Annotated in this window: 19 protein-coding genes, 4 tRNA genes and 1 other RNA gene; 10 read left to right on the top strand and 14 right to left on the bottom strand. The window is 72.2% G+C overall.

Annotated elements, in window-relative coordinates; genetic code table 11:
• Positions 1 to 12: 12 nt before the first annotated feature.
• The 5 genes from Sspor_RS23235 to purS form a co-directional block, all read right to left on the bottom strand.
• Complete coding sequence (locus Sspor_RS23235; protein ID WP_202200858.1) at positions 13 to 819, bottom strand: META domain-containing protein; 807 nt, start codon at positions 817 to 819, stop codon at positions 13 to 15.
• A 49-nt stretch (positions 820 to 868) separates the two neighbouring features.
• Positions 869 to 1660, bottom strand: coding sequence for a maleylpyruvate isomerase family mycothiol-dependent enzyme (locus Sspor_RS23230; RefSeq protein WP_202200857.1), 792 nt, complete (start codon positions 1658 to 1660; stop codon positions 869 to 871).
• A 91-nt stretch (positions 1661 to 1751) separates the two neighbouring features.
• Positions 1752 to 4001, bottom strand: coding sequence for a phosphoribosylformylglycinamidine synthase subunit PurL (gene purL, locus Sspor_RS23225; RefSeq protein ID WP_202200856.1), 2250 nt, complete (start codon positions 3999 to 4001; stop codon positions 1752 to 1754).
• Positions 3998 to 4678: a phosphoribosylformylglycinamidine synthase subunit PurQ gene (purQ, locus tag Sspor_RS23220; protein ID WP_030768819.1), complete on the bottom strand. Its 681-nt coding sequence runs from the start codon at positions 4676 to 4678 to the stop codon at positions 3998 to 4000. The genes purL and purQ overlap by 4 nt, the downstream gene beginning before the upstream one ends.
• 2 nt (positions 4679 to 4680) lie before the next feature.
• On the bottom strand, positions 4681 to 4926 hold the full coding sequence (purS, locus tag Sspor_RS23215) for a phosphoribosylformylglycinamidine synthase subunit PurS (protein ID WP_030009438.1): 246 nt from the start codon (positions 4924 to 4926) through the stop codon (positions 4681 to 4683).
• A 327-nt stretch (positions 4927 to 5253) separates the two neighbouring features.
• On the opposite strand from purS, the gene Sspor_RS23210 reads away from it, so the two are divergent.
• The 8 genes from Sspor_RS23210 to Sspor_RS23175 all read left to right on the top strand — a co-directional run bounded on the left by Sspor_RS23210 (position 5254) and on the right by Sspor_RS23175 (position 9711).
• Complete coding sequence (locus Sspor_RS23210; RefSeq protein ID WP_202200855.1) at positions 5254 to 5571, top strand: histone-like nucleoid-structuring protein Lsr2; 318 nt, start codon at positions 5254 to 5256, stop codon at positions 5569 to 5571.
• A gap of 88 nt (positions 5572 to 5659) precedes the next feature.
• A tRNA-Gly gene (locus tag Sspor_RS23205) sits at positions 5660 to 5731 on the top strand.
• Between the two features lie 74 nt (positions 5732 to 5805).
• Positions 5806 to 5878 (top strand) — tRNA-Gly (locus Sspor_RS23200).
• Between the two features lie 149 nt (positions 5879 to 6027).
• Positions 6028 to 6972: an ABC transporter ATP-binding protein gene (locus tag Sspor_RS23195; protein ID WP_202200854.1), complete on the top strand. Its 945-nt coding sequence runs from the start codon at positions 6028 to 6030 to the stop codon at positions 6970 to 6972.
• Positions 6969 to 7733 carry an ABC transporter permease gene (locus Sspor_RS23190; protein ID WP_202200853.1) on the top strand — a complete coding sequence of 255 codons (765 nt, stop codon included), beginning with the start codon at positions 6969 to 6971 and terminating at the stop codon, positions 7731 to 7733. Before Sspor_RS23195 ends, Sspor_RS23190 begins: the two co-directional genes overlap by 4 nt.
• 31 nt (positions 7734 to 7764) lie before the next feature.
• On the top strand, positions 7765 to 9006 hold the full coding sequence (locus Sspor_RS23185; RefSeq protein WP_254722678.1) for a sensor histidine kinase: 1242 nt from the start codon (positions 7765 to 7767) through the stop codon (positions 9004 to 9006).
• Positions 9003 to 9614: a response regulator transcription factor gene (locus Sspor_RS23180; RefSeq protein ID WP_202200851.1), complete on the top strand. Its 612-nt coding sequence runs from the start codon at positions 9003 to 9005 to the stop codon at positions 9612 to 9614. The genes Sspor_RS23185 and Sspor_RS23180 overlap by 4 nt, the downstream gene beginning before the upstream one ends.
• A 24-nt stretch (positions 9615 to 9638) precedes the next feature.
• Positions 9639 to 9711, top strand: a tRNA-Gly gene (locus Sspor_RS23175).
• Positions 9712 to 9769: 58 nt separating this feature from the next.
• Here Sspor_RS23175 and Sspor_RS23170 read toward each other — a convergent pair.
• The 6 genes from Sspor_RS23170 to ffs all read right to left on the bottom strand — a co-directional run bounded on the left by Sspor_RS23170 (position 9770) and on the right by ffs (position 18292).
• Positions 9770 to 10675 carry a phosphoribosylaminoimidazolesuccinocarboxamide synthase gene (locus Sspor_RS23170; protein WP_202200850.1) on the bottom strand — a complete coding sequence of 302 codons (906 nt, stop codon included), beginning with the start codon at positions 10673 to 10675 and terminating at the stop codon, positions 9770 to 9772.
• 109 nt (positions 10676 to 10784) lie between these two features.
• A complete protein-coding gene (locus Sspor_RS23165; RefSeq protein WP_202200849.1) occupies positions 10785 to 12272 on the bottom strand; it encodes a N,N-dimethylformamidase beta subunit family domain-containing protein in 1488 nt (495 codons plus the stop codon).
• A gap of 239 nt (positions 12273 to 12511) precedes the next feature.
• Complete coding sequence (locus Sspor_RS23160) at positions 12512 to 14338, bottom strand: M48 family metalloprotease (protein ID WP_237403987.1); 1827 nt, start codon at positions 14336 to 14338, stop codon at positions 12512 to 12514.
• Positions 14339 to 14626: 288 nt separating this feature from the next.
• Positions 14627 to 15880, bottom strand: coding sequence for a phosphoribosylamine--glycine ligase (gene purD, locus Sspor_RS23155; RefSeq protein WP_202200848.1), 1254 nt, complete (start codon positions 15878 to 15880; stop codon positions 14627 to 14629).
• Between the two features lie 60 nt (positions 15881 to 15940).
• A complete protein-coding gene (locus Sspor_RS23150; RefSeq protein ID WP_202200847.1) occupies positions 15941 to 18106 on the bottom strand; it encodes a DNA polymerase III subunit gamma and tau in 2166 nt (721 codons plus the stop codon).
• Positions 18107 to 18197: 91 nt separating this feature from the next.
• An RNA gene (gene ffs / locus Sspor_RS23145) (signal recognition particle sRNA small type) lies at positions 18198 to 18292 on the bottom strand.
• A 108-nt stretch (positions 18293 to 18400) separates the two neighbouring features.
• Between ffs and Sspor_RS23140 the strand changes: the two genes are divergently transcribed.
• Positions 18401 to 18488 (top strand) — tRNA-Ser (locus Sspor_RS23140).
• A gap of 168 nt (positions 18489 to 18656) precedes the next feature.
• Positions 18657 to 19625 (top strand): hypothetical protein, encoded by a 969-nt coding sequence (locus tag Sspor_RS23135; protein WP_202200846.1) that lies wholly within the window; start codon positions 18657 to 18659, stop codon positions 19623 to 19625.
• A gap of 321 nt (positions 19626 to 19946) precedes the next feature.
• Here Sspor_RS23135 and Sspor_RS23130 read toward each other — a convergent pair whose 3' ends face one another.
• From Sspor_RS23130 to Sspor_RS23120, 3 genes are read right to left on the bottom strand one after another with little or no spacing between them, the layout of a single operon-like run.
• A complete protein-coding gene (locus Sspor_RS23130; protein WP_202200845.1) occupies positions 19947 to 20306 on the bottom strand; it encodes a GntR family transcriptional regulator in 360 nt (119 codons plus the stop codon).
• A 1-nt stretch (position 20307) separates the two neighbouring features.
• Positions 20308 to 20763, bottom strand: coding sequence for a hypothetical protein (locus Sspor_RS23125; RefSeq protein WP_202200844.1), 456 nt, complete (start codon positions 20761 to 20763; stop codon positions 20308 to 20310).
• 26 nt (positions 20764 to 20789) lie between these two features.
• Positions 20790 to 21254, bottom strand: coding sequence for a DUF1648 domain-containing protein (locus tag Sspor_RS23120; protein ID WP_202200843.1), 465 nt, complete (start codon positions 21252 to 21254; stop codon positions 20790 to 20792).
• Positions 21255 to 21288 lie beyond the last annotated feature (34 nt).

Genomic DNA, 21288 nt, shown 5'->3' with positions numbered 1-21288 from the left:
CCCGGGCGGGCGTCACTCGGCGGCGGAGGACGCCTTCGCGGTCAGGCCCTTGCCGTCGGCGGCGGTGAGGGTGAGGGTGCGGCCCTCGGTCTTCGCGGTGAGCGGGCCGCTGCCGAACAGCTCGGTCAGCGTCCGCTCGAGCTCGCCGACCGCGCCCTCGCAGGCCATCCGGGTCGAGGTCAGCGGCCCGAAGGTGACCGTGGAGCCGTCGACGGTGGCCTTGGCGCTGAACCGGTTGCAGCCGAGGACGCCGCTCACGGTGAAGTCCGGGGCGATGGTGAACCGCGCCTTCCCGGCCGCCTCGGCGGGCACGGAGGCCGCGGTCCCACCGCTGACCAGCGACTCCACGGTCCACTCGGTCGTGGTGAGCGGGGCGTCCGTGACCGCGGGCGCCGAGGTCATGGCGATGGTGCTCCCGTCGGCGGTCTTCAGGGTGAGCCGGTCGGGTCCCCGGTCGATCGCCAGTTCGCCCTGGAACAGCTTGGCGAAGGCCGTCTCGAACTCCATGTCCGCGCAGGCCATGGTGGTCGAGGCACCGGGCGTGACGGTCACCGCGGAGGTACCGGCGAAGGCCGCCACCGCGGTGAAGCCGTTGCAGCCGTAGTTGCCCTTGACCTGGTTCCGGCCGATGTCGAGGTGGGCGCTCTCGGGCGCGTGCAGGGTGCGGCCGTCCGTGGTCAGGGACTCGACGGCCCAGGAGCCCACGGGATCGGGCAGCCGGGCTCCGTGGGCGTCCCCGGTCCGGCCGCAGCCGGCCAGGGCGAGGACGACGACGAGGGCCAGGCCCGCGGAGGCGGGGACGTGCCGGAAGGTAGGCATGCCCCTGGGACGGACCGGGCGCCGCAGTGGTTCCACCATGGTTGTCCCCTCAGCTCATCAGCGGCAGCAGCGCCGACAGATCGGCCCGTTCGCCACTGGCCCGTACGTGCGCCCCGTCGAGGGCCGCGGCCCATTGCGTACGGCCGGTCGCGAGCCGGATCCAGGTCAGCGGGTCGGTCTCCACCACGTTCGGCGGGGTGCCGCGGGTGTGCCGCGGGCCCTCGATGCACTGGACCACCGCGAAGGGCGGCACGCGGACCTCGACCGAGCCGCCCGGTGCCTTGAGAGCGAGCGCGTCGGCGAGCAGCCGGGTGCAGGCGGCCAGCGCCTGCCGGTCGACCGGGATGTCCAGTCCGGCGGCCCGGTTCAGGTCGTCGGTGTGGACCACCAGCTCCACGGTCCGGGTGACCAGGAAGTCGGCCAGGGTCATGTCCCCGATCCACAGGTCCAGCACGCGCTCGCCCGGATGCGCCGCGAGCGCCTGCGCCATCCGGGCGGCGGCCCGCTCGTACAGCTCGGGCAGCGGTGCCCCGGTCAGGGTCTCCCTGGCCGCTTCGGAGATCTTCCCGGCCAGCGAGGCGGTGGCGAAGGGCCACTCGACGGCCGAGAGCTCGGCGACGGCCGCGGGCGGCCGGGCCAGGCCCCCCGCCAGCGAGTCGGCGATCCAGGCGATGTGCCCGGCGAGTTCGGCGACGCTCCACTCCCCGAGCCCGCTGGGGCGTGCCAGCTGCTCGGGACCCAACTCCCCGACGGCCCGGCAGACATGCGCGAACTGCGCGGTGACGGCCGTACGGATCCGGGCGGGATCGTAGGTACGCGGCTTCTTCCCTCGGGGCGGCATGCCCCGACCCTACTCGGGCCGCGGGTTCCGCCGACGACACGAGCCCCCGACCGCTGGATCCGGTCGGGGGCTCGTGGCAGAGGCGGTGGGATCAGGCCAGCAGGGCCGGGATCGTCGTCTCGTGGGCCTCGCGGAGCTCGGCCAGCGGGAGGGTGAACTCGCCCTGGATCTCGATCTCCTCGCCGTCCACCACACCGATGCGGGCGACGGGCAGGCCGCGCGCACCGCACATGTCGGTGAAGCGGAGCTCCTCGCTGCGCGGGACGGCCACGATGGCCCGGCCCGCGGACTCGGAGAACAGGAAGGTGAAGGCGTCCAGGCCCTCGGGCACCACGATCCGGGCACCGTTGCCGCCCTTGAGGCAGGACTCGGTGAGCGCCTGGATCACGCCGCCGTCCGACAGGTCGTGCGCGGCGTCGATCATGCCGTCGCGCGAGGCGGAGATCAGGATCTCGGCGAGCAGCTTCTCGCGGCCCAGGTCCACCTTCGGCGGCATGCCGCCGAGGTGGTCGTGGACGACCTGCGACCAGGCCGAACCGCCGAACTCCTCGGCCGTGTCGCCGAGCAGGTACAGCAGCTGGCCGGCCTCCGAGAACGCCATCGGCGTACGGCGGTTGACGTCGTCGATGACACCGAGGACCGCGACGACCGGGGTCGGGTGGATCGCGATGTCGCCCGTCTGGTTGTACAGCGAGACGTTGCCGCCGGTCACCGGGGTGCCCAGCTCCAGGCAGCCGTCCGCCAGACCGCGGCAGGCCTCGGCGAACTGCCACATGACGTCCGGGTCCTCGGGGGAACCGAAGTTCAGGCAGTCGGAGATGGCGAGCGGCTTGGCGCCGGTCGCCGCCACGTTGCGGTACGACTCCGCCAGCGCCAGCTGCGCGCCCGTGTACGGGTCGAGCTTGGCGAAGCGGCCGTTGCCGTCGGTGGCCATGGCCACGCCGAGGTTGGACTCCTCGTCGATGCGGACCATGCCGGCGTCCTCGGGCTGCGAGAGGACGGTGTTGCCCTGGACGAAGCGGTCGTACTGGTCGGTGACCCACGACTTCGACGCCTGGTTCGGGGAGGAGACCAGCGCGAGGACCTGCGCGCGCAGCTCCTCGGAGGTCTGCGGGCGGGCCAGCTTGCCGGCGTCGTCCGCCTGCAGCGCGTCCTGCCAGGAGGGGCGCGCGTAGGGGCGGTTGTAGACGGGGCCCTCGTGGGCGACGGTGCCCGGGGGCACGTCCACGATCTGCTCGCCGTGCCAGAAGATCTCCAGGCGCTCGCCCTCGGTCACCTCACCGATGACCGTGGCGATGACGTCCCACTTCTCGCAGATCTCCATGAAGCGGTCGACGTGCTGCGGCTCGACGATCGCGCACATGCGCTCCTGCGACTCGCTCATGAGGATTTCCTCGGGCGAGAGCGTCGCGTCGCGCAGCGGCACGGTGTCCAGCTCGACCCGCATGCCGCCGGAACCGGCGGAGGCGAGCTCGGAGGTCGCGCAGGAGAGCCCGGCGCCGCCGAGGTCCTGGATGCCCGCGACCAGCTTCTCCTTGAAGATCTCCAGGGTGCACTCGATGAGGAGCTTCTCCTGGAAGGGGTCGCCGACCTGCACGGCGGGGCGCTTGGTGGGCTTGGTGTCGTCGAAGGTCTCGGACGCGAGGACCGAGACGCCGCCGATGCCGTCGCCGCCGGTGCGGGCGCCGTAGAGGATGACCTTGTTGCCGGGGCCGGAGGCCTTGGCGAGGTGGATGTCCTCGTGCTTCATGACGCCGATGCAGCCGGCGTTGACGAGCGGGTTGCCCTGGTAGCAGGCGTCGAAGACGACCTCGCCGCCGATGTTGGGCAGGCCCAGGCAGTTGCCGTAGCCGCCGATGCCCGCGACGACGCCGGGCAGGACGCGCCGGGTGTCGGGGTGGTCGGCGGCGCCGAAGCGCAGCGGGTCCACGACGGCGACCGGGCGGGCGCCCATCGCGAGGATGTCGCGGACGATGCCGCCGATGCCGGTGGCCGCGCCCTGGTAGGGCTCGATGTACGACGGGTGGTTGTGCGACTCGACCTTGAAGGTGACCGCGTAGCCCTGGCCGACGTCGACGACGCCGGCGTTCTCACCGATGCCGACGAGCATGGCGTCGTTCTGGGGGGCCTTCTCACCGAACTGCTTCAGGTGGACCTTGCTGCTCTTGTACGAGCAGTGCTCGGACCACATGACCGAGTACATGGCGAGCTCGGCGCCGGTGGGCCGGCGGCCGAGGATCTCGCGGATCCGGGCGTACTCGTCCTCCTTGAGGCCGAGTTCCTTCCAGGGCTGGGAGGCGTCCGGGGTTTCGGTGGCGTTCTTGACGGTGTCGAGGCTCATGCGCTGACCAGCTTCTTCAGGACCGAGGTGAAGAACGGGAGGCCGTCGGTGCGGCCCGTCCCGATCAGCGGCTCGACCGCGTGCTCGGGGTGCGGCATGAGGCCGACGACGTTGCCCGCGGCGTTGGTGATGCCGGCGATGTCGCGCAGCGAGCCGTTCGGGTTGCCGTCCAGGTACCGGAAGGCCACTCGGCCTTCGGCCTCCAGTTCGTCGAGCGTGCGCTCGTCGGCGGTGTAACGGCCGTCCATGTTCTTGAGCGGTACGGAGATCTCCTGGCCGGCGGTGTAGTCGCCGGTCCACGCGGTCTCCGCGTTCTCCACCCGCAGCTTCTGGTCGCGGCAGATGAAGTGCAGGTGGTTGTTCCGGAGCATCGCCCCCGGCAGCAGGTGGGCCTCGGTGAGGACCTGGAAGCCGTTGCAGATGCCCAGGACGGGCATGCCGCCCTTGGCCTGCTCGATGATGGTCTCCATCACCGGCGAGAAACGGGAGATGGCCCCGGCGCGCAGGTAGTCCCCGTAGGAGAAGCCGCCCGCGAGGACGACCGCGTCGACCTGGTGCAGGTCCTTGTCGCGGTGCCACAGCGAGACCGGCTCGGCCCCCGCGAGGCGGACGGCGCGCAGCGAGTCACGGTCGTCGAGCGTTCCGGGGAACGTGACGACTCCGATGCGAGTGGTCACCGTCAGGCCTCGACCTTCACGGTGAAGTCTTCGATGACGGTGTTGGCGAGGAACGTTTCGGCCATCTTGTGGATGCGGTCGAGGGCGGCCTGGTCGACCGGTCCCTCCACCTCCAGTTCGAAGCGCTTCCCCTGGCGGACGTCGGCGATCCCTTCGAAGCCCAGGCGCGGCAGTGCACGCTGCACCGCCTGGCCCTGGGGGTCGAGGATCTCCGGCTTGAGCATGACGTCGACTACGACGCGTGCCATCGGGCACTCCCGTGTGGTGGTTGGTGCGAAGGCGGTTCCATCAGCGTACCCGGCCGAAATTTCTACGCGGGTAGATATCCCGGGGCCGGGATCACCGGGCCGTTTCGGCTTCACCAACGCTTCGCAAAATCCGCCGGAAAACCACGTGCCCGGCATTGCGGCGGGACACGCGGAGAGAATTAACTGGGCTTCGCAATGCAATGGGAATCGCGGTACAAAGGAATCACTCCGGATTCCGGAGGAAAGTTGCATTGCCCCGAAACATCCACACAGGCGACATCACCGCACGTCAGCAGGTGGCGACGTCGCACGAAGGGACCGATATCCGTGGCGCAGCGCGTAGTAGTCACGCTCTCCGACGACATCGATGGCGGAGAAGCGGTGGAAACGGTCGGGTTCGCTCTGGACGGAAAGTCCTACGAGATCGACCTCAATGTGGCGAACGCAAAGAAACTGAGGAAGGGCCTGGCCCCCTTCGTGGCCGCCGGCCGTCGCCAGTCGCGTTCGGGGAAGGTCTTCAAGCACACCGCCGTCGCCCCGGACCCGGCGGTCGTCCGCGCCTGGGCCCGGTCGAACCAGTTCGAGGTGCCGCCGCGCGGCCGCATCCCCAAGAAGATCTACGAGGCCTACAACGCGGCTCACTGAGGGTCGATTTGCCATGCACCCCCATCCGTCGGCTAGTGTGTGGATCACGCCGAGGGGCCAGACCGCAGGTCAAAGCCTCCGAGGTCGTGCGGGTGTAGTTCAGTAGCAGAACATCCCTCTTCCAGAGGGAAGGCGCAGTGTGCGATTCCTGTCACCCGCTCTGCATCACCTCCGGACCACTGCTGTGGATCGGGTAGAGTGATGCATGCATTGCCTCGCGGCAGTGCAGTGCTTGCGGACGTAGCTCAGTTGGTAGAGCACCACCTTGCCAAGGTGGATGTCGCGCGTTCGAGTCGCGTCGTCCGCTCTGTATGAAGAAGGCCCCGGTCATTGCGATCGGGGCCTTCTTCGTGTTTCCCCGACTTCGCCACCCCGGCGCCGGCCCCTGACAAATGTCATCGGCGGCGGTGACAGCGCGCACTGCCGGCCCGGTGCCGGCGGCGCGAGCCTTGGATCATGACTGACACCGTGATCGAAGCCGAAGGCCTGCGCCGCGGCTACGCGGGAGGATTCGAGGCCGTCCGGGGCGTCTCCTTCTCCGTGGCCCGGGGCGAGATCTTCGCCCTGCTCGGCACCAACGGCGCGGGCAAGACCTCCACCGTCGAACTGCTGGAGGGGCTGGCCGCGCCGAGCGGGGGCCGGGTGCGCGTCCTCGGGCTCGATCCGTACACGCGGCGGGCCGAGGTCCGCCCGCGCACCGGGGTCATGCTCCAGGAGGGCGGCTTCCCCTCCGACCTGACGGTGACCGAGACCGTCCGGATGTGGGGCGGGGTCACCACCGGAGCCCGCCCGGCGGCGGAGGTGCTGGAACTGGTCGGCCTGGCCGCGCGGTCCGCCGTACGCGTCAAACAGCTGTCCGGCGGCGAACGGCGGCGCCTGGACCTGGCGCTGGCCCTGCTCGGCCGGCCCGAGATCCTCTTCCTGGACGAACCGACCACCGGCATGGACCCGGAGGGACGCCGCGACACCTGGGCGCTCGTCCGGGAGCTGCGCGACCAGGGCACCACGGTGCTGCTGACCACGCACTACCTGGAGGAGGCCGAGGAGCTCGCGGACCGCCTCGCCATCCTCCACGAGGGGGAACTCGTCCTGTCCGGCAGTCCGGCCGAGGTGACCGCCACCCGCCCGGCCCGGATCCGCTTCACCCTCCCGGCCGGGGTGACCGCCTCCCGGCTCCCGCTGACGCTGCGCGCGGCGGCCGACGGGCAGCGCGTGGAGATCCGTACCGACCGCCTCCAGGGGGACCTGGCCGAACTACTGGACTGGGCCCGGGAGTGCGGCGTGGAACTGGCCGGGCTCGACGCCCGGTCCGCCTCCCTGGAGGAGGCCTTCCTGGAGATCGCGGAGAACCGCCGCACCGCCGGCGGCCGCACCGAGGACACGAAGGCGGAGACCCGATGAACACGCTCACCCTGAACCCCGGCCGGCTCGTCGCGCTCGGCCGCTCGGAGGTGACCCTGCTGGTACGCAACCGGGCGGCGCTCACCCTGGCCGTCCTGATGCCCCTGCTGATGGTGTTCATCCTGCGCTCCTCGCTGAGCGGGGCCGACGGCGCCGAGGCCCTCGGCGAGGCCACCCTGACCGGCGGGATCGGCATGGTGCTGATCCTCGTCGTCCACATGAACCTGGTCTCCGCCTACGTCGCCCGGCGCGAGGAACTCGTCCTCAAGCGGCTCCGTACCGGCGAGGCGACCGACCTGGAGATCATCGCCGGAACCGCCCTGCCCGCCGCCGTCCTGGCCCTCGGGCAGATCGCCGTCCTCACCGTGGCCGGGGCCGCCGCCCTGGACGTGCGCATGCCGCGCAGCCCCCTGCTGCTCGTGGCGGGCGTCCTCGCGGGCATCGTGCTGCTCGCCGGACTGTCCGCGCTGGCCAGCTCCTTCACCCGCACCGTGGAGACCGCGGGCCTCACCACGCTGCCCCTGTTCCTGGCGACCGTGCTCGGCTCCGGGCTGTTCTTCCCGGCCGACTCGCTGCCGGACCTGGCGGCCTCGCTGTGCGAACTGCTGCCGCTGAGCGGGGTGATGACCCTCGTACGGGCCGGGTGGAGCGGCGGCTCGGCGGGCGGGGACCTGCTCAGTGCCGGGCTGACCGCATTGGCCTGGATCGTGATCACCGTGTTTTCTGTTCAGCGGTGGTTCCGCTGGGAACCGCGCCGGTAGTGCGAGTCGGGGGACGGGAACCGTGTCGAAAATGACGGGGTGGTGGAAGAACCGCAGCAGTGCGGGGAAGGTCGAGCTCTACACGCGGGGGTCGTTCCATCTCTTCGTCCTCCTGGAGATCACGTCCTTCGGGCTGATGCCCGTGGCCGCCACCGCCCCTTCGAGGCCCCCGGTCCTGCTTCCCCTCACCCTGCTGTTCATGGTCTGCGGCCATGCGGTGCTGTGCGGGGTGCTCACCCACAAGGCGCTGCACTGGGTGGTGGGCCGGCGCGAACGCCCCACCCGGACGGCGGTGGCAGTGGTCGTCACGACGGCCGCGTGCACCCTGGCCGTGCTCACGCTCCGGGCGACCGGACACATCTCCGAGGCTGCCGTGACGCCGACGCTGGTGGCGGGGCTGATCTGGTTCGCCTCGGGATCGCTGGTCCTGTGCCTGCGGTCGGTGAAGAGGATGCTGTTCATCCCCGCGGCGGCGGCGGTCGCGACGGGGCTGGCCGCACTCGCCCTGGGCACGCCGGCCGCCACGGCCCTGGGCTACTGCGTGGGCATCCTGCTCGGCAGCCTGTTCTTCGGCGCCACCTGCGGTTTCTCGGCGTGGCTGCTGAGAACGGTCTACGAGCTGGACCACTCGCGCGAGGTCCAGGCGCGCCTCGCGGTGGCGGAGGAGCGGCTGCGGTTCGGCCGTGACCTGCACGACGTGATGGGCCGCAATCTGGCGGTGATCGCGCTCAAGAGCGAGCTGGCGATACAGCTGGCCCGGCGCGAACGGCCGGAGGCGGTGGAGCAGATGATCGAGGTGCAGCGGATCGCGCAGGAGTCCCAGCGGGAGGTACGGGACGTGGTGCGGGGCTACCGGGAGGCGGACCTCTCGGTGGAACTGGAGGGCGCGCGCGGGGTGCTCAGCGCGGCCGGAATGGACTGCCGCGTGGACTTCCCGGCCGGGCGGCGGGCCACGGAGCTGCCGCCCGAGGTCCAGTCGGCCCTCGGCTGGGTGGTGCGCGAGGCGACGACGAACATCCTGCGGCACGGGGACGCGCACCGCTGCCTGATCCGGCTGACCGCCGGGGAGGGCGGCTCCGTGACGCTGGTGGTGGAGAACGACGGGGCGCCCGAGGCCCCGGCCGGGCCTCCGGGCTCGGGGCTGGCCGGGCTGCGGGAGCGACTCGCCGCCCTGGACGGGACGTTGCAGGCGGGGCTGGTCGGCGACGGCCGGTTCCGGCTGCTGGCGCAGATCCCGGACCGACGACTGCAAGAACTGGAGGTGCGGGCGTGAGCCCCGTACGCGTACTGCTCGCCGATGACGAGCATCTGATCAGGGGCGCGTTGGCGGCGCTGCTCGCGCTGGAGGACGACCTGACCGTCATCGCGGAGGCGGCCTCGGGCCCCGAGGCGCTGGCGATGGCGCGGGCCCACCGGCCCGACGTGGCGGTGCTGGACCTGCAGATGCCGGGGGCGGACGGTGTGAGTGTCGCCACATCGCTGCGGGCCGAACTGCCCGGCTGCAAGACCATGATCGTGACCAGCCACGGCCGTCCCGGGCACCTGAAGCGGGCCCTGGCGGCGGGGGTGCGGGCCTTCGCCCCGAAGACCGTCTCGGCGCAGCGGCTGGCCGAGCTGATCCGGACCGTGCACGCGGGAGGCCGCTATGTGGACCCGGAGTTGGCGGCCGACGCGATCAGCGCGGGGGACTCGCCGCTGACCGCGCGGGAGGCGGAGGTACTCGAACTCGCGGCGGACGGGGCACCGATAGCGGAGATCGCGGAGCGGGCCTCGCTGTCGCAGGGGACGGTACGGAACTACCTGTCTTCGGCGGCGACGAAGCTGGGTGCGGAGAACCGGCACACGGCAGTGCGTCTCGCACGCGAGCGAGGTTGGGTATAGTAGTTCTCGCGTTACGGCGCACCTGCGGACATAGCTCAGTTGGTAGAGCACCACCTTGCCAAGGTGGATGTCGCGCGTTCGAGTCGCGTTGTCCGCTCTGTAACGAAGAAGCCCCCCGGTCCTCGGACCGGGGGGCTTCTCTCGTCCCTGCGTCTCTACGACCAGGACTGGCCGGTGAGGCGCTCGAAGGCCTCGATGTACTTGGCGCTGGTCCGGGCGACGACGTCGGCCGGGAGGGCCGGCGGCGGGAGCTCGCCCTTGCGGTCCCAGCCGGACTCGGGGGAGGTCAGCCAGTCGCGGACGTACTGCTTGTCGAAGGAGGGCTGCGAGCGGCCCGGCTCCCACTGGTCGGCCGGCCAGAATCGGGAGGAGTCCGGGGTCAGCACCTCGTCCGCGGCGACCAGGGTGCCGTCCTGCGGGTCGAAACCGAACTCGAACTTGGTGTCCGCCAGGATGATCCCGCGCTCGCGCGCGATCTCCCGGGCGCGGCTGTACACGGCGAGGGTGGTCTGGCGCAGCAGCGCCGCCGTCTCGGCGCCGGCGGTGCGCGCGACCTCCTCGTAGGAGACGTTCTCGTCGTGCTCGCCGACGGCGGCCTTGGCGGCCGGGGTGAAGATCGGGGCGGGCAGCTCGGAGCCGTCGACGAGGCCCTCGGGAAGGGCGAGCCCGCAGACCGTGCGGGTCTGGTTGTACTCCACGAGGCCGGAGCCGGCGAGGTAGCCGCGGGCCACGCACTCGACCGGGACCATGTCGAGGTTCTTGCAGATCAGGGTGCGGCCAGCCCAGTCGGCGGGGGCGCCGGCGGGCAGGTCGGTGGAGATGACGTGGTTCGGGACGAGGTCCGCGAGCTGGTCGAACCACCACAGGGAGAGCTGCGTCAGGACGCGGCCCTTGTCCGGGATCTCGGTGGGCAGCACCCAGTCGAAGGCGGACAGGCGGTCGCTGGCGACCATGACGAGGCGGCCGTCCTCGTCACGGTAGAGGTCGCGCACCTTGCCGGTGTGGAGGTGGACGAGGCCCGGAACCTGAACCGGCTCGGGCTTTTCGACGAATCCGGACACGGGGTCTCCCTGTAGATCTGTATGAAGCGCACCCCGATTCTCGCGCACCGGCGGCCCCGTCCGCGGACAGGGGTCCGCGCTGCGGGCCGGTCGCGGGCCGGTTGCCGGATCAGTCGTGCTTGCAGATCCGGTCGAGGAGATTGGCCGTGGCCCGCTGGACCCGCTCGTCGACGTGGCCGGGGCGGTCGAGCGCCGGGGACCAGGCGAAGGTGCCGGAGGCGAAGACCAGCGCGCCGCTGGGCGCCCGGTAGAGGGAGGTCTCCTGGTGGCGGCGGTGGCCCTCGCTGTCGAGGTACGGGGAGTGCGCCAGCAGGATCCGGTCCTGGTGCTCGGGGAGCTGGGTGCGCGGGAAGTAGCGGTCGGCCTCGCCCGCGACCAGTCCGGGCAGCTCGTCGTTCTCGCCGGCGCCGGTGGAGTCCCAGAGCCAGTGCGTGGCATTGCGCACGATCAGGGGAGCGGGTTCGGGGACCCGGCCCGCGTACTGGATGCCGAGCAGCTGCTGCTCCGGGCGGTCGACCTCGCGCCACAGGCTGGGGCGGCCCGGGCCGCGCCGTTTTCGGCAGGTGAGGAGCCGGTCGTCGACCCCGGAGGGGGACGGGCCGAGCTCGACCTGCCAGTACATGGTGTTGGCGGAGAGGAAGACGAGCGAGGTGCCGTGCCGGCGGGCGCGCTCGACGGTGCGGCGCATGGGGGCCGACCAGTACTCGTCATGGCCGGGGAAGACCAGACCGCGGTAGCGGGTGGGGTCGACCCGGCCGGCGTGCAGGTCGCGGGTGTCGGCGTAGGCGATGTCGTAGCCGTAGCGCTCGGCCCAGCGGATGAAGTCGTAGGCGTGGCCGACGTGCAGCGGCAGGCCCGCGCCCGCGTAGGGGCGGTCGAAGGACACGGTGACGGCGGCGTCCTGCTCGCCGAGCAGCCGGCCCTGCTCGTCCCAGGCGTGGTAGAGGCTGGCGCCGGTGCGGCCGTCCTCCGGGTAGAGGTTGTAGGCCTGCCAGGTGATGTCGGGGAGCAGGAGCAGGAGGTCGGCGGGGTGGTCGTCGCGGACCGTGAAGGGGATGTGGGAGCGGTAGCCGTCGGCGGTGGTGAGGACGGCGACATACGCGCCGACGCTCCAGTAGGAGGGGACCTGGAGGCGCCAGGACAGCCACCAGTGGTGGCAGGAGACGGTGCGGTCGGCGGCGAGCGGGGCCGGCTGGACGATGCCGGAGAGCCGGGGGCTGGTGGTGATCTTGGAGGCTCCGTCGCCGCCGTAGTGGCCGATCCGGTAGACGTCGACGGAGAACTGCTGGGGCGGGTCGACGGTGATGTGGAAGTCGATGGCCTCGCCCGGGGTCACGCCGCCGGTGGAGGCGAAGCCCTTGATCTGCCGGTGGACGTCGTCGGCGGTGCGGGGACCGCCGTTGCCGCGGGCGCGCGGGATCTGGCCGGTTCCGGCGGCCGCGGCGGCCGGGTCCACGTACCAGGGCACGACCTGGCCGGTGTCGTCGAAGTAGAGCTCGCTTCCCCGGAACCAGGGCAGGGGGCCCTGCCCGAAGGGGTCGGACACCGCGTGCGCGAGCGCACCTGACTCCCAACGCCGGATCTGGTCCGCACCCATGACCGCTCCCCTCCCTCGCACCCCCGAACGGGCGTACATCGCCTCGGGGCGCGGCTCCTGGCCGAACCGGGACGGTGATCCGCGCTGCCCGGTCCAGGTCCTCCCGCCGCGACCGGTCCCAGCACATCACATAACGCACGCAGTCCGTCACTGTTCGTCGCGAATTGACGGGATCGGAACATTGGCATCCGGTTGCCCGTACGAGCCGTAGCCCTCCCGGGGGCGCCCCTCGGCCCGCCTCAGACCAGGCGGACCGGCTTCTCCGGGCGGACGCCCAGGGCCGAGAGCCAGTCCCGCAGCGGCTCCGGGTTCCCGTCCTCGACCAGGCACAGCACGCGCGGCGCCAGGTCGGAGCGGCGGTCGCCGCCCACCAGCAGGACGGGACCGTCGAGCCAGTCCAGCCCGGGGGCGGCCCCGGCCGAGTCCACGGCCGCGCAGCACACCATCGCCGTGACGTGGTCGGCCAGCAGGTCCCGGCCGCTGCGCGGCGGCTGGAGCGGGAACAGCGGGACGGCGTCCGCGCCGCGCGCCTTCCCGGCCCCGGCGGCCGGTCCGGCGGCCCGCTCCTCGCGGGCCAGCTCACCGGTGATCCGGCCGGCCAGCGCCTCGCCGGCCGCACCCTCGCCGCCGGGGTCCGTGAGGTAGCCCAGCACCCGCTCCAGGGTGGGGCCGGTGAAGGCGTCCGCGGCGGGCGAGGGGGAGTCGGCGGCCGCGAGCGTGGCGGGGCCCGCCGCTCCGGCCGCTCCGGCCGCTCCTGCGGAGCCCGGGGAACCGGGCCGGGTCGCGGCCCCGGCGCGGCCGTTCGGGGCGGCAGGGGCCGCCCCGGGGGCCGAGGAGGCCGGGGCGGGGGATCCCGCGGGGCCCGCCGTCAGCCCCGCCGGGACGGCCAGGGCGTCCAGGGCGGCGTGCAGGCGGGCCGCCTCCGTCCGCCACTTGCGGTCCACGACCTCCTCCGGATAGGCCGTCCAGTCCACCGGGGACCAGTCCGGCCCGGCCTCGGCCGGACCGCCGTGGAAGAGCCGCGCGGCCAGCAGCGAGGTCGCCTCGTCGATCAGCCCGGGCTGCTCCAGCAGGTCACAGGCGGGGCGCTCGCCCAGCCGCGAGGTGAACCCCTCGGCCAGCCGGTCCCGCCGGGACAGCTCGGTCAGCGCGGAGACCACTCCGGCGTCCAGGTGCGCCGGCCAGCGGCCCATCCGCCAGGCGGGCAGCGCGACCCGGGTCAGCAGCCGGTCCCAGCCCGCGTAGGCGAGGCCGACCTGCTCCTGGGCGACGATGCGCAGCCCGTAGTCCACACCCTGTGCACGGTCCGAGGCGGCCGCGGCCACCCCCCGCTCCATCTCGGCGGCGTCCGTCCGGCACAGCCGCAGCAGCAGCCGGGCCGGCGGGGAGATCCAGCCGAGGCCGCGCCGGGTACCCACGTCCACGGCCGCGTCCAGGCCGCGCACGAACCCGCGCGCGTCGGCTATGTCCGGGTGCGCGGAAGGGCCCGTACCGGCGACGACGGGCGCGAGGACCGCCCGCAGCTCCGCGACGCGCATCCACCACAGGAAGGGCGAGCCGATCACCAGGACCGGGGCCGCGCCCGGCTCGGACTCCGGCCCGGCGGGACCGGCCGCGGCGCCGAGGACACGGGCGGCGCCACGCCGGTGGGCCGCGTGGCTGCGGTCCTCCAGCCAGCTGTCGCAGTCCGGCGTCAGGGCTATCGCGGAGGGGGCCGGCACGTCCATCCGGTCCGCCAGGTCGCGCACCAGCCGGTAGAGATCGGGCGCGGCGGCCTCGGAGAGCGGCACCGTCGGGGTCACGGCGGGGCCGGCCCGCAGCACCACCGCGGCGAAGGCACCGCCGACGAGCAGCACCAGCGCGGCGACGGCGCACACGACGAGGGTCACCGCGGGCCAGGGGTCACCGGCCAGCCGGCCCGTGGCCCGGGCGGCCACCAGGACCACGGCGAGGGCGGCGGGCAGCAGCCCGACGGCCAAGGCCCTGCTGCGCACCCGCAGCACGGCCAGAGCGCGGGAACGCGCGGACGGTGCGCCCGCTTCCATGATCGAACCGGTTCCGGACACGGCCGGACCTCACCCCCTCTGCCCTGCGGCGACGTTGCTCACTCCCCCACTGTGACACCCGCCACTGACATCGCAATGCCGGTGGGCCAAGTGCCGGAATGCTTGGCATCGCACCCTAGTTGGGGTCCGCGCGGGCGTCAGGCAGACCGGGTGACGATCACCCGATGGAATGGCTTTGGGTAAAGGTGGATGCTTTCGAACGCGGCCGGATGCAGTCGCACGCGGACACGCCCGCGGGCCCGGGCGCACAAGGTGCGCACCGGGCCCGCGGGTCTGCGGAGCCGCTGGTCAGCGACCCTCGGCCGCCTTGGCGGCGATGTCCGTACGGTGCTGCGAACCGTCGAGACGGACGCGGGCCACCGCCTTATACGCCTTCTCGCGCGCCTGCGCCAGGTCGGAACCGGTCGCCGTCACCGACAGCACGCGGCCGCCCGCGCTGACCACCGCGTCGCCCTCGCGGCGGGTCCCGGCGTGCAGCACGTAGGCGTCCGGCCCGTCCTCGGCGGCCACCTCGGCCAGGCCCTCGATCGGGTCCCCGGTGCGGGGGGTCTCGGGGTAGTTGTGGGAGGCGATGACCACCGTGACGGCCGCGTCCTCACGCCAGACCAGCGGGGGTACGGCGTCCAGGGTGCCCTTGGCGGCGCCCAGCAGCACGCCCGCGAGCGGGGTGCGCAGCCGGGCGAGGACCACCTGGGTCTCGGGGTCGCCGAACCGGGCGTTGAACTCGATGACCCGGGTACCGCGGCCGGTGATCGCGAGGCCCGCGTAGAGCAGCCCGGAGAAGGGGGTGCCACGGCGGCGGAGCTCGTCGACGGTCGGCTGGAGGACCAGCTCCATGACCTCGTCGACCAGCTTCGGGTCGGCCCAGGGCAGCGGGGAGTACGCGCCCATGCCGCCGGTGTTGGGACCTTCGTCGCCGTCCAGGGCGCGCTTGAAGTCCTGCGCCGGCTGGAGCGGGACCACGGTGACGCCGTCGGTGATGGCGAAGAGGGAGACCTCGGGGCCGTCGAGGTACTCCTCGATGACCACCCGGTCGCAGGCGAGCGCGTGCGCACGGGCGGCCGCCAGGTCGTCGGTGACCACGACGCCCTTGCCGGCGGCGAGGCCGTCGTCCTTGACGACGTACGGGGCACCGAAGGCGTCGAGGGCCTCGTCCACCTCCTCGGGGGTGGTGCAGACGTAGCTGCGCGCGGTCGGGACCCCGGCCGCGGCCATCACGTCCTTGGCGAAGGCCTTGGAGCCTTCGAGCTGCGCGGCCTCGGCGGACGGGCCGAAGACGGGGATCCCGGCGGCACGCACGGCGTCGGCGACGCCGGCGACCAGCGGGGCCTCCGGGCCGACGACGACCAGGCCGGCGCCGAGTTCGGTGGCGAGAGCGGCGACGGCGCCGCCGTCGAGGGCGTCGACCGGGCGGAGCTCGGCCACCTCGGCGATGCCGGCGTTGCCGGGAGCGCAGTACAGCGCGGAGACGTCGGGGTCGAGGGACAGAGAGCGGCACAGGGCATGTTCGCGGGCGCCGCCGCCGATGACGAGGACCTTCACGCTGCTCAGCCTAGCCGGGACGGGGCGGTCGCCTTCGTGCGGCCACCCAATCAGGACCGGCTACTCGTTTGTGTATTCCTCCACAACGGTGGCTCCGAGCTCGCGCACGATCAGGTCGTGTCCGGTCAGGGCGCTCTCGACGAGGTCGGGATCGTCCTCCTCCGCAAAGTCGTCCTCGGGGGCGACCGGCGGGGGCGCCTGCTGTACGGGCGGCTGCGGGGCGGGAGCCGCATGCTGGGGCTGCTGCTGCGACGGGTACTGCTGCTGCGGCGGGGCCTGCGGGGCGGGGGCCTGCTGCTGCGCCGGGGGCGGCGGGCTGTAGGCGGGGGCGGGCGCGGCCGGGGCCCCGTAGGAGGAGGAGCCGTACGAGGAGGGCTGGACCGGGGCCGGGGAGCCGCCGCCGATGACGGCCTCGATCTTCCAGTTGACCTGGAACTGCTCGGCCAGGACCGCCTTGAGGACGTCCTCGCTGCCGCTGCTGGCGAAGTTGTCGCGGGCTCCGACATTGGGGAAGCCCAGCTGGAGGGTGGTCCCGTCGAAGCCGGTGACCTGGGCGTTCTGGCTGAGCAGGATCCAGGTGAAGCGGCGGCGGTTCTTGACCGCCTCCAGGACGCCCGGCCACATCGCCTGCACCTGCCCGGCTCCGGCGGCCATGCCGGGGGAGGGCGCGGCGGCCGGGGCGGCCGCGGCGGGGGCGGCGGCCGGAGCCACGGGCGCGGAGGCGGGGGCCGGGGCCGACGCGGCCGCGGTGGGCCAGGCACCCGCGGCGGGAGCCGGCGCCGCCGCGGCCGGAGCCGCCGCGCCGGGCCAGGCGCCGGGAGCACCGCTGCCGGGCTGGGCGGCGCCGGGCCAGGCGCCGGGGGCCGGGGCGGCGGGAGCGGGGGCCGGGGCGGCCTGGACCGGCTCGGGCGCCTGCACCGGGGCCGGAGCGGGCACGGGGGCGGCGGCGCGCGCGGCGGCCGCACCTCCACCGGGACCGGCGGGCGCCATGGCATGCGCCTCGGGCCCGGGCACGTACCCCATGGCGGGCGCGGCGGCCGGCGGCGCAGCGAAGGCGGCGGCGGGCGGGCCGCTGCGCTCCAGCCGGTCCAGCCGGGCCTGGACGGACCGCTCGTCGTCGAAGGCGGCGGGCAGCAGCACGCGGGCGCAGATCAGCTCCAGCTGCAGCCTCGGCGCGTTCGCGCCGCGCATCTCGGTGAGGCCCGCGTTGACCAGATCGGCGGCGCGCGACAGCTCGGCGGCCCCGAAGACGGACGCCTGGGCCTGCATGCGCTCCACGACATCGGCGGGGGCGTCGATCAGCCCCTTCTCCCCGGCGTCCGGCACGGCGGCCAGGATCACCAGGTCGCGCAGCCGCTCCAGCAGGTCGGCGACGAACCGGCGCGGGTCGTTCCCGCCCTCCACCACCCGGCCGACGACCTCGAAGGCGGCGGCCCCGTCCCCGGCGGCGAAGGCGTCGATGACGGAGTCGATCAGGGACCCCTCGGTGTAACCGAGCAGGGAGGCGGCCATGGCGTACGTCACACCGTCGTCACCGGCACCGGCGAGCAGCTGGTCCATGACGGACATCGAGTCACGGACGGACCCGGCGCCGGCGCGCACGACGAGGGGCAGCACGCCGTCCTCGACCGCGGCGCCCTCCCGCCCGCAGACCTCGCCCAGGTAGTCCCGCAGGGTGCCGGGCGGCACCAGCCGGAAGGGATAGTGGTGCGTCCGGGACCGGATGGTCCCGATCACCTTCTCCGGCTCGGTGGTGGCGAAGATGAACTTGAGGTGCTCCGGCGGCTCCTCGACCACCTTCAGCAGGGCGTTGAAGCCCTGCGGGGTGACCATGTGGGCCTCGTCGATGATGTAGATCTTGTAGCGGCTGGAGGCCGGCCCGAAGAAGGCCTTCTCGCGCAGGTCACGGGCGTCGTCCACACCACCGTGCGAGGCGGCGTCGATCTCGATGACGTCGATGGACCCCGGCCCGTTCCTGGCCAGGTCCCGGCAGGACTGGCACTCCCCGCAGGGGGTGGGGGTGGGACCCTGCTCACAGTTCAGACACCGGGCGAGGATGCGCGCGCTGGTCGTCTTGCCGCAGCCGCGCGGCCCGCTGAACAGGTACGCGTGATTGACCCGGTTGTTCCGCAGGGCCTGCATCAGCGGGGCAGTGACATGCTCCTGCCCGATGACCTCGGCGAACGACTCGGGGCGATAGCGGCGGTACAGCGCAAGGGACGACACGTATACGAGGTTATCCGGGCCCACCGACATCAGCGGCCCGCCGAAGCCCCGGGAGGCCGTCCCGGACCGCGCTTTGACCGCGCCCGGAACGCAAGGCGCCCCCCACGCACCCGCCAGAGCCCACTTACCCTTGCTGCCTTCCGGCCCTGGGGGAGTTGGGTGAGATAGCGCCACGTGAGGGGCTGGCCCCACCCTAGCGGATGGAAGCCCCCGGAATCGAGCCGGACCCCGACCTGCCCCCGGCGCGACGATCACGTTCGCGAGCACCCCTCAACGTCTTGTATTGTTTGCGGCGGAGGATTCGCCTAGTGGCCTAGGGCGCACGCTTGGAAAGCGTGTTGGGGGCAACCCCTCACGAGTTCGAATCTCGTATCCTCCGCCAGTGCCTCACCGGGCACTTGAAGGCCCCGACCGGGAAACCGGCCGGGGCCTTCTGCGTTCCGTGGTCTCACTTTTGGTCTCAGTTCGCCCGCAGACGTGCATGCCGAGGCCGCTATCCGTCACCGTGTGACCCGAACCACGCACCCAGAGCTGCACGAGGGGAACGAAGGTGTCCGAGGAACCGCAGGTGCACTTCCCGCCTGTCGAAAACGGGATGGACTACCTGATCAGCGTGATGGAGCACCTCGACGGGGCCCCAGGCCCTCGCAGCCTGAAGTACGCCGTCCTCCATCTGCAGGCCGCGACGGAGGTGCTTCTCAAAGCTCGGCTGATCGCCTTCGACTGGCGGCTGACCTTCAAGAAGGCGGAGGAGGCCGACAGGGCCGCCTTCGACCGCGGCGGGTTCCAAAGCTGCAACGTGGACACAGCGATCAAGCGTCTGCGCGCCGATGCCGGCGTGGAGGTCCCGTCAGAGGCCAAGGGCCACATCACGCACCTCGCATCACAGCGGAACCGTCTGCAGCACTTCGGTCTCACCGAGCCGGCGCTGGCGGTCAGGTCTCGTACTGTGCTGGTGCTGGACTTCCTGCTCGACTTCGTGAACCAGGAACTCCGGCCTCACCTGTCAGGGGATGACCTCTCCAGCCTCGACACACACATGGGGACCGTGCGCGAGAGCCTGAGCCGAGTGGAGGCTCTGGTCACGTCGCGTATGGCGAGGATCCAGCCCGAGCTCGACAGCATGGCGAGGCACGTCGTTCAGTGCGTGGCCTGCGGCCAGTGGGCCATGGTCGCCCACGAGGGCGCGACATCCTGTCTCTTCTGCGGTGTGCCGTGGGAGCCGGAGCAGGCAGCCGAGGAGTACGCCGCCGAGCACCTCGGCGACAGCTGGTTCTCCATGGTCAAGGACGGCGGTAGCCCGCCCAGGTACACATGCCCTGCCTGCGACGGGGAAGCGCTGGTGCAGAGCGTCCGGGTCGCCGCCTTCAAGGAGGAAGACCGGGGCTTCTGCTTCCACTGTGGCGAGGCGTTCCGAAACCTCACCGAATGCGCGAAGTGCGGCACGTTGATCGATGGTGGGGAGGGCGCCCTCCAGGTCTGTGAGACGTGCTTCGAGTACGCCATGGCCCGGAACTAGCTGCGGAACCTGCCTGGCCGCACTGCCGATCATGCGGACAGCCATCTATTCAGGCCCCCATTCGCCCCCTTCCGGGGCGGTCCGGGCGGGGCCCCGCTGCCCGAACCGCTCCGTGTTCCACGTGGGTCCCTCGGCGTCTCCTGGCCCGCGTGCGGTGATCGTGAGGCCGCCGGTGGGCCGCCCGAGGGCCCGGCCCACTCAGGCGCTCCCTCCGATCGAGCCTTCCTCGTCGACGCGGCGGATCAGGCGAGCCCTGGTCGGGTCTGTCCAGCCGTCAGACCCGACCGATGCCGGGTTCGCTGCGGACAGGAACGCCTCTGTTCAGGTGGTCGGATCGAGCTGTTCGGCAATGAGTCGGAGGATGTCGGGCCTTGTCATGCCTGTTCCTCTAGCGAGGGAAATGAAGTGTCGGCATGCGTCGATGACCAGGGCCTGGCCGGAGGCTTCGGCGGTGACGACTGCGCCGCGTCCGGGGCGGAGTTCGATGAGCCGCTCGTCCCTGAGGATCTGGTAGCCGCGCAGGACGGTGTGCATGTTGATGTCCAAGGTGCGGGCCAAGGCGCGGGCGGAGGGCAGGCGGTCGCCCCTGCGGAGCTTGCCGTCGGCCATGCTGCGGCGTACGGAGGCGGCGATCTGCTCCGCGAGGCTCTGGGGTGAGGACGGGTCGATGGTGACCAGCATGTCAGGGACCTTTGCGTCCGTGAGCCAGGAGATCGTTGGTGAGTTCGGCGGCGGTGCCGGCGTCGTCGATGGTGATCACGAACTGCTTGCCGCCTGTCAGGGTGAGCCATAGGGCGTCACCTTCGCGCAGCGATATGGAGCTGAGGCCCGGGTTCCAGCGGTAGCCCCATCCCCCGATCTCAGTGGGCCGGGTCCAGCGGGCGGAGGCGCTCTCGATGCGTTCGAGGGGAAATCGCCGGCGCAGGAAGGGAAGCACAGCGGAGCCGGCGGTGACGCCGTGGGCGGAGACGGTGACGCGGATGGCTCCGGTCGCCAGGAAAGCCGCGGAGACGATCAGGAGCCACAGGGCGATGGCCCTGTGCGGACGGTCGACGACCGCGACGACAGTCAGGCCGACAGCCGAGACAGCGCCGGTGGCGAGCATCCAGCCGCTGGCCAGGAAGCGATGCCAAACCATGACCGGGTGCGAAGCGGAAGTGCGGTTCATGCCCGCCTCCGGGAGACAAGCCAGACCACAGCGCCCACTGCTGCACCGACTGCGATGGCTACAGGCAGTTGGTAGAGGGGCAGTTGGATGCCGTGTCCGTCGGAATCGCCGACGGCCCGCATGGCGGCAACCAAGGCGTAGGCGGTAGCGGCGGACAGGCCGGAGGCGAAGACGGCCAGCGACCTGACCGTCGTCAGGGCCGACCTGGAGGAGAAGCCCGCGGCGATGGTGCCGGCGGCTTCGATCACGAACAACAGCATGTATTGGCCAAGTGTCGTGGCGGGTGAGCTGTAGCCGTCGGCGGCGCCGTCGAGGGTGAAGTGGGTGGCGATCTTGTCGGGGAACGAGTCCCGGAGCAGCAAGAACGCGATTGAGGTGGCCATTGCCCCGACGACGAAGGGCGCGGCGACTAAGGCCGCGCGTCGCGTGAGGCTGGCAGGCGGCGCGGGATGCGTCGACATCGACATCGATCCTCTCTGCGGATCAGGTCACTGA

Source organism: Streptomyces spororaveus (genome assembly GCF_016755875.1).
In the GTDB taxonomy this organism is placed as follows: domain Bacteria; phylum Actinomycetota; class Actinomycetes; order Streptomycetales; family Streptomycetaceae; genus Streptomyces; species Streptomyces spororaveus.
This window is presented reverse-complemented; position numbering and strand designations above follow the sequence as displayed.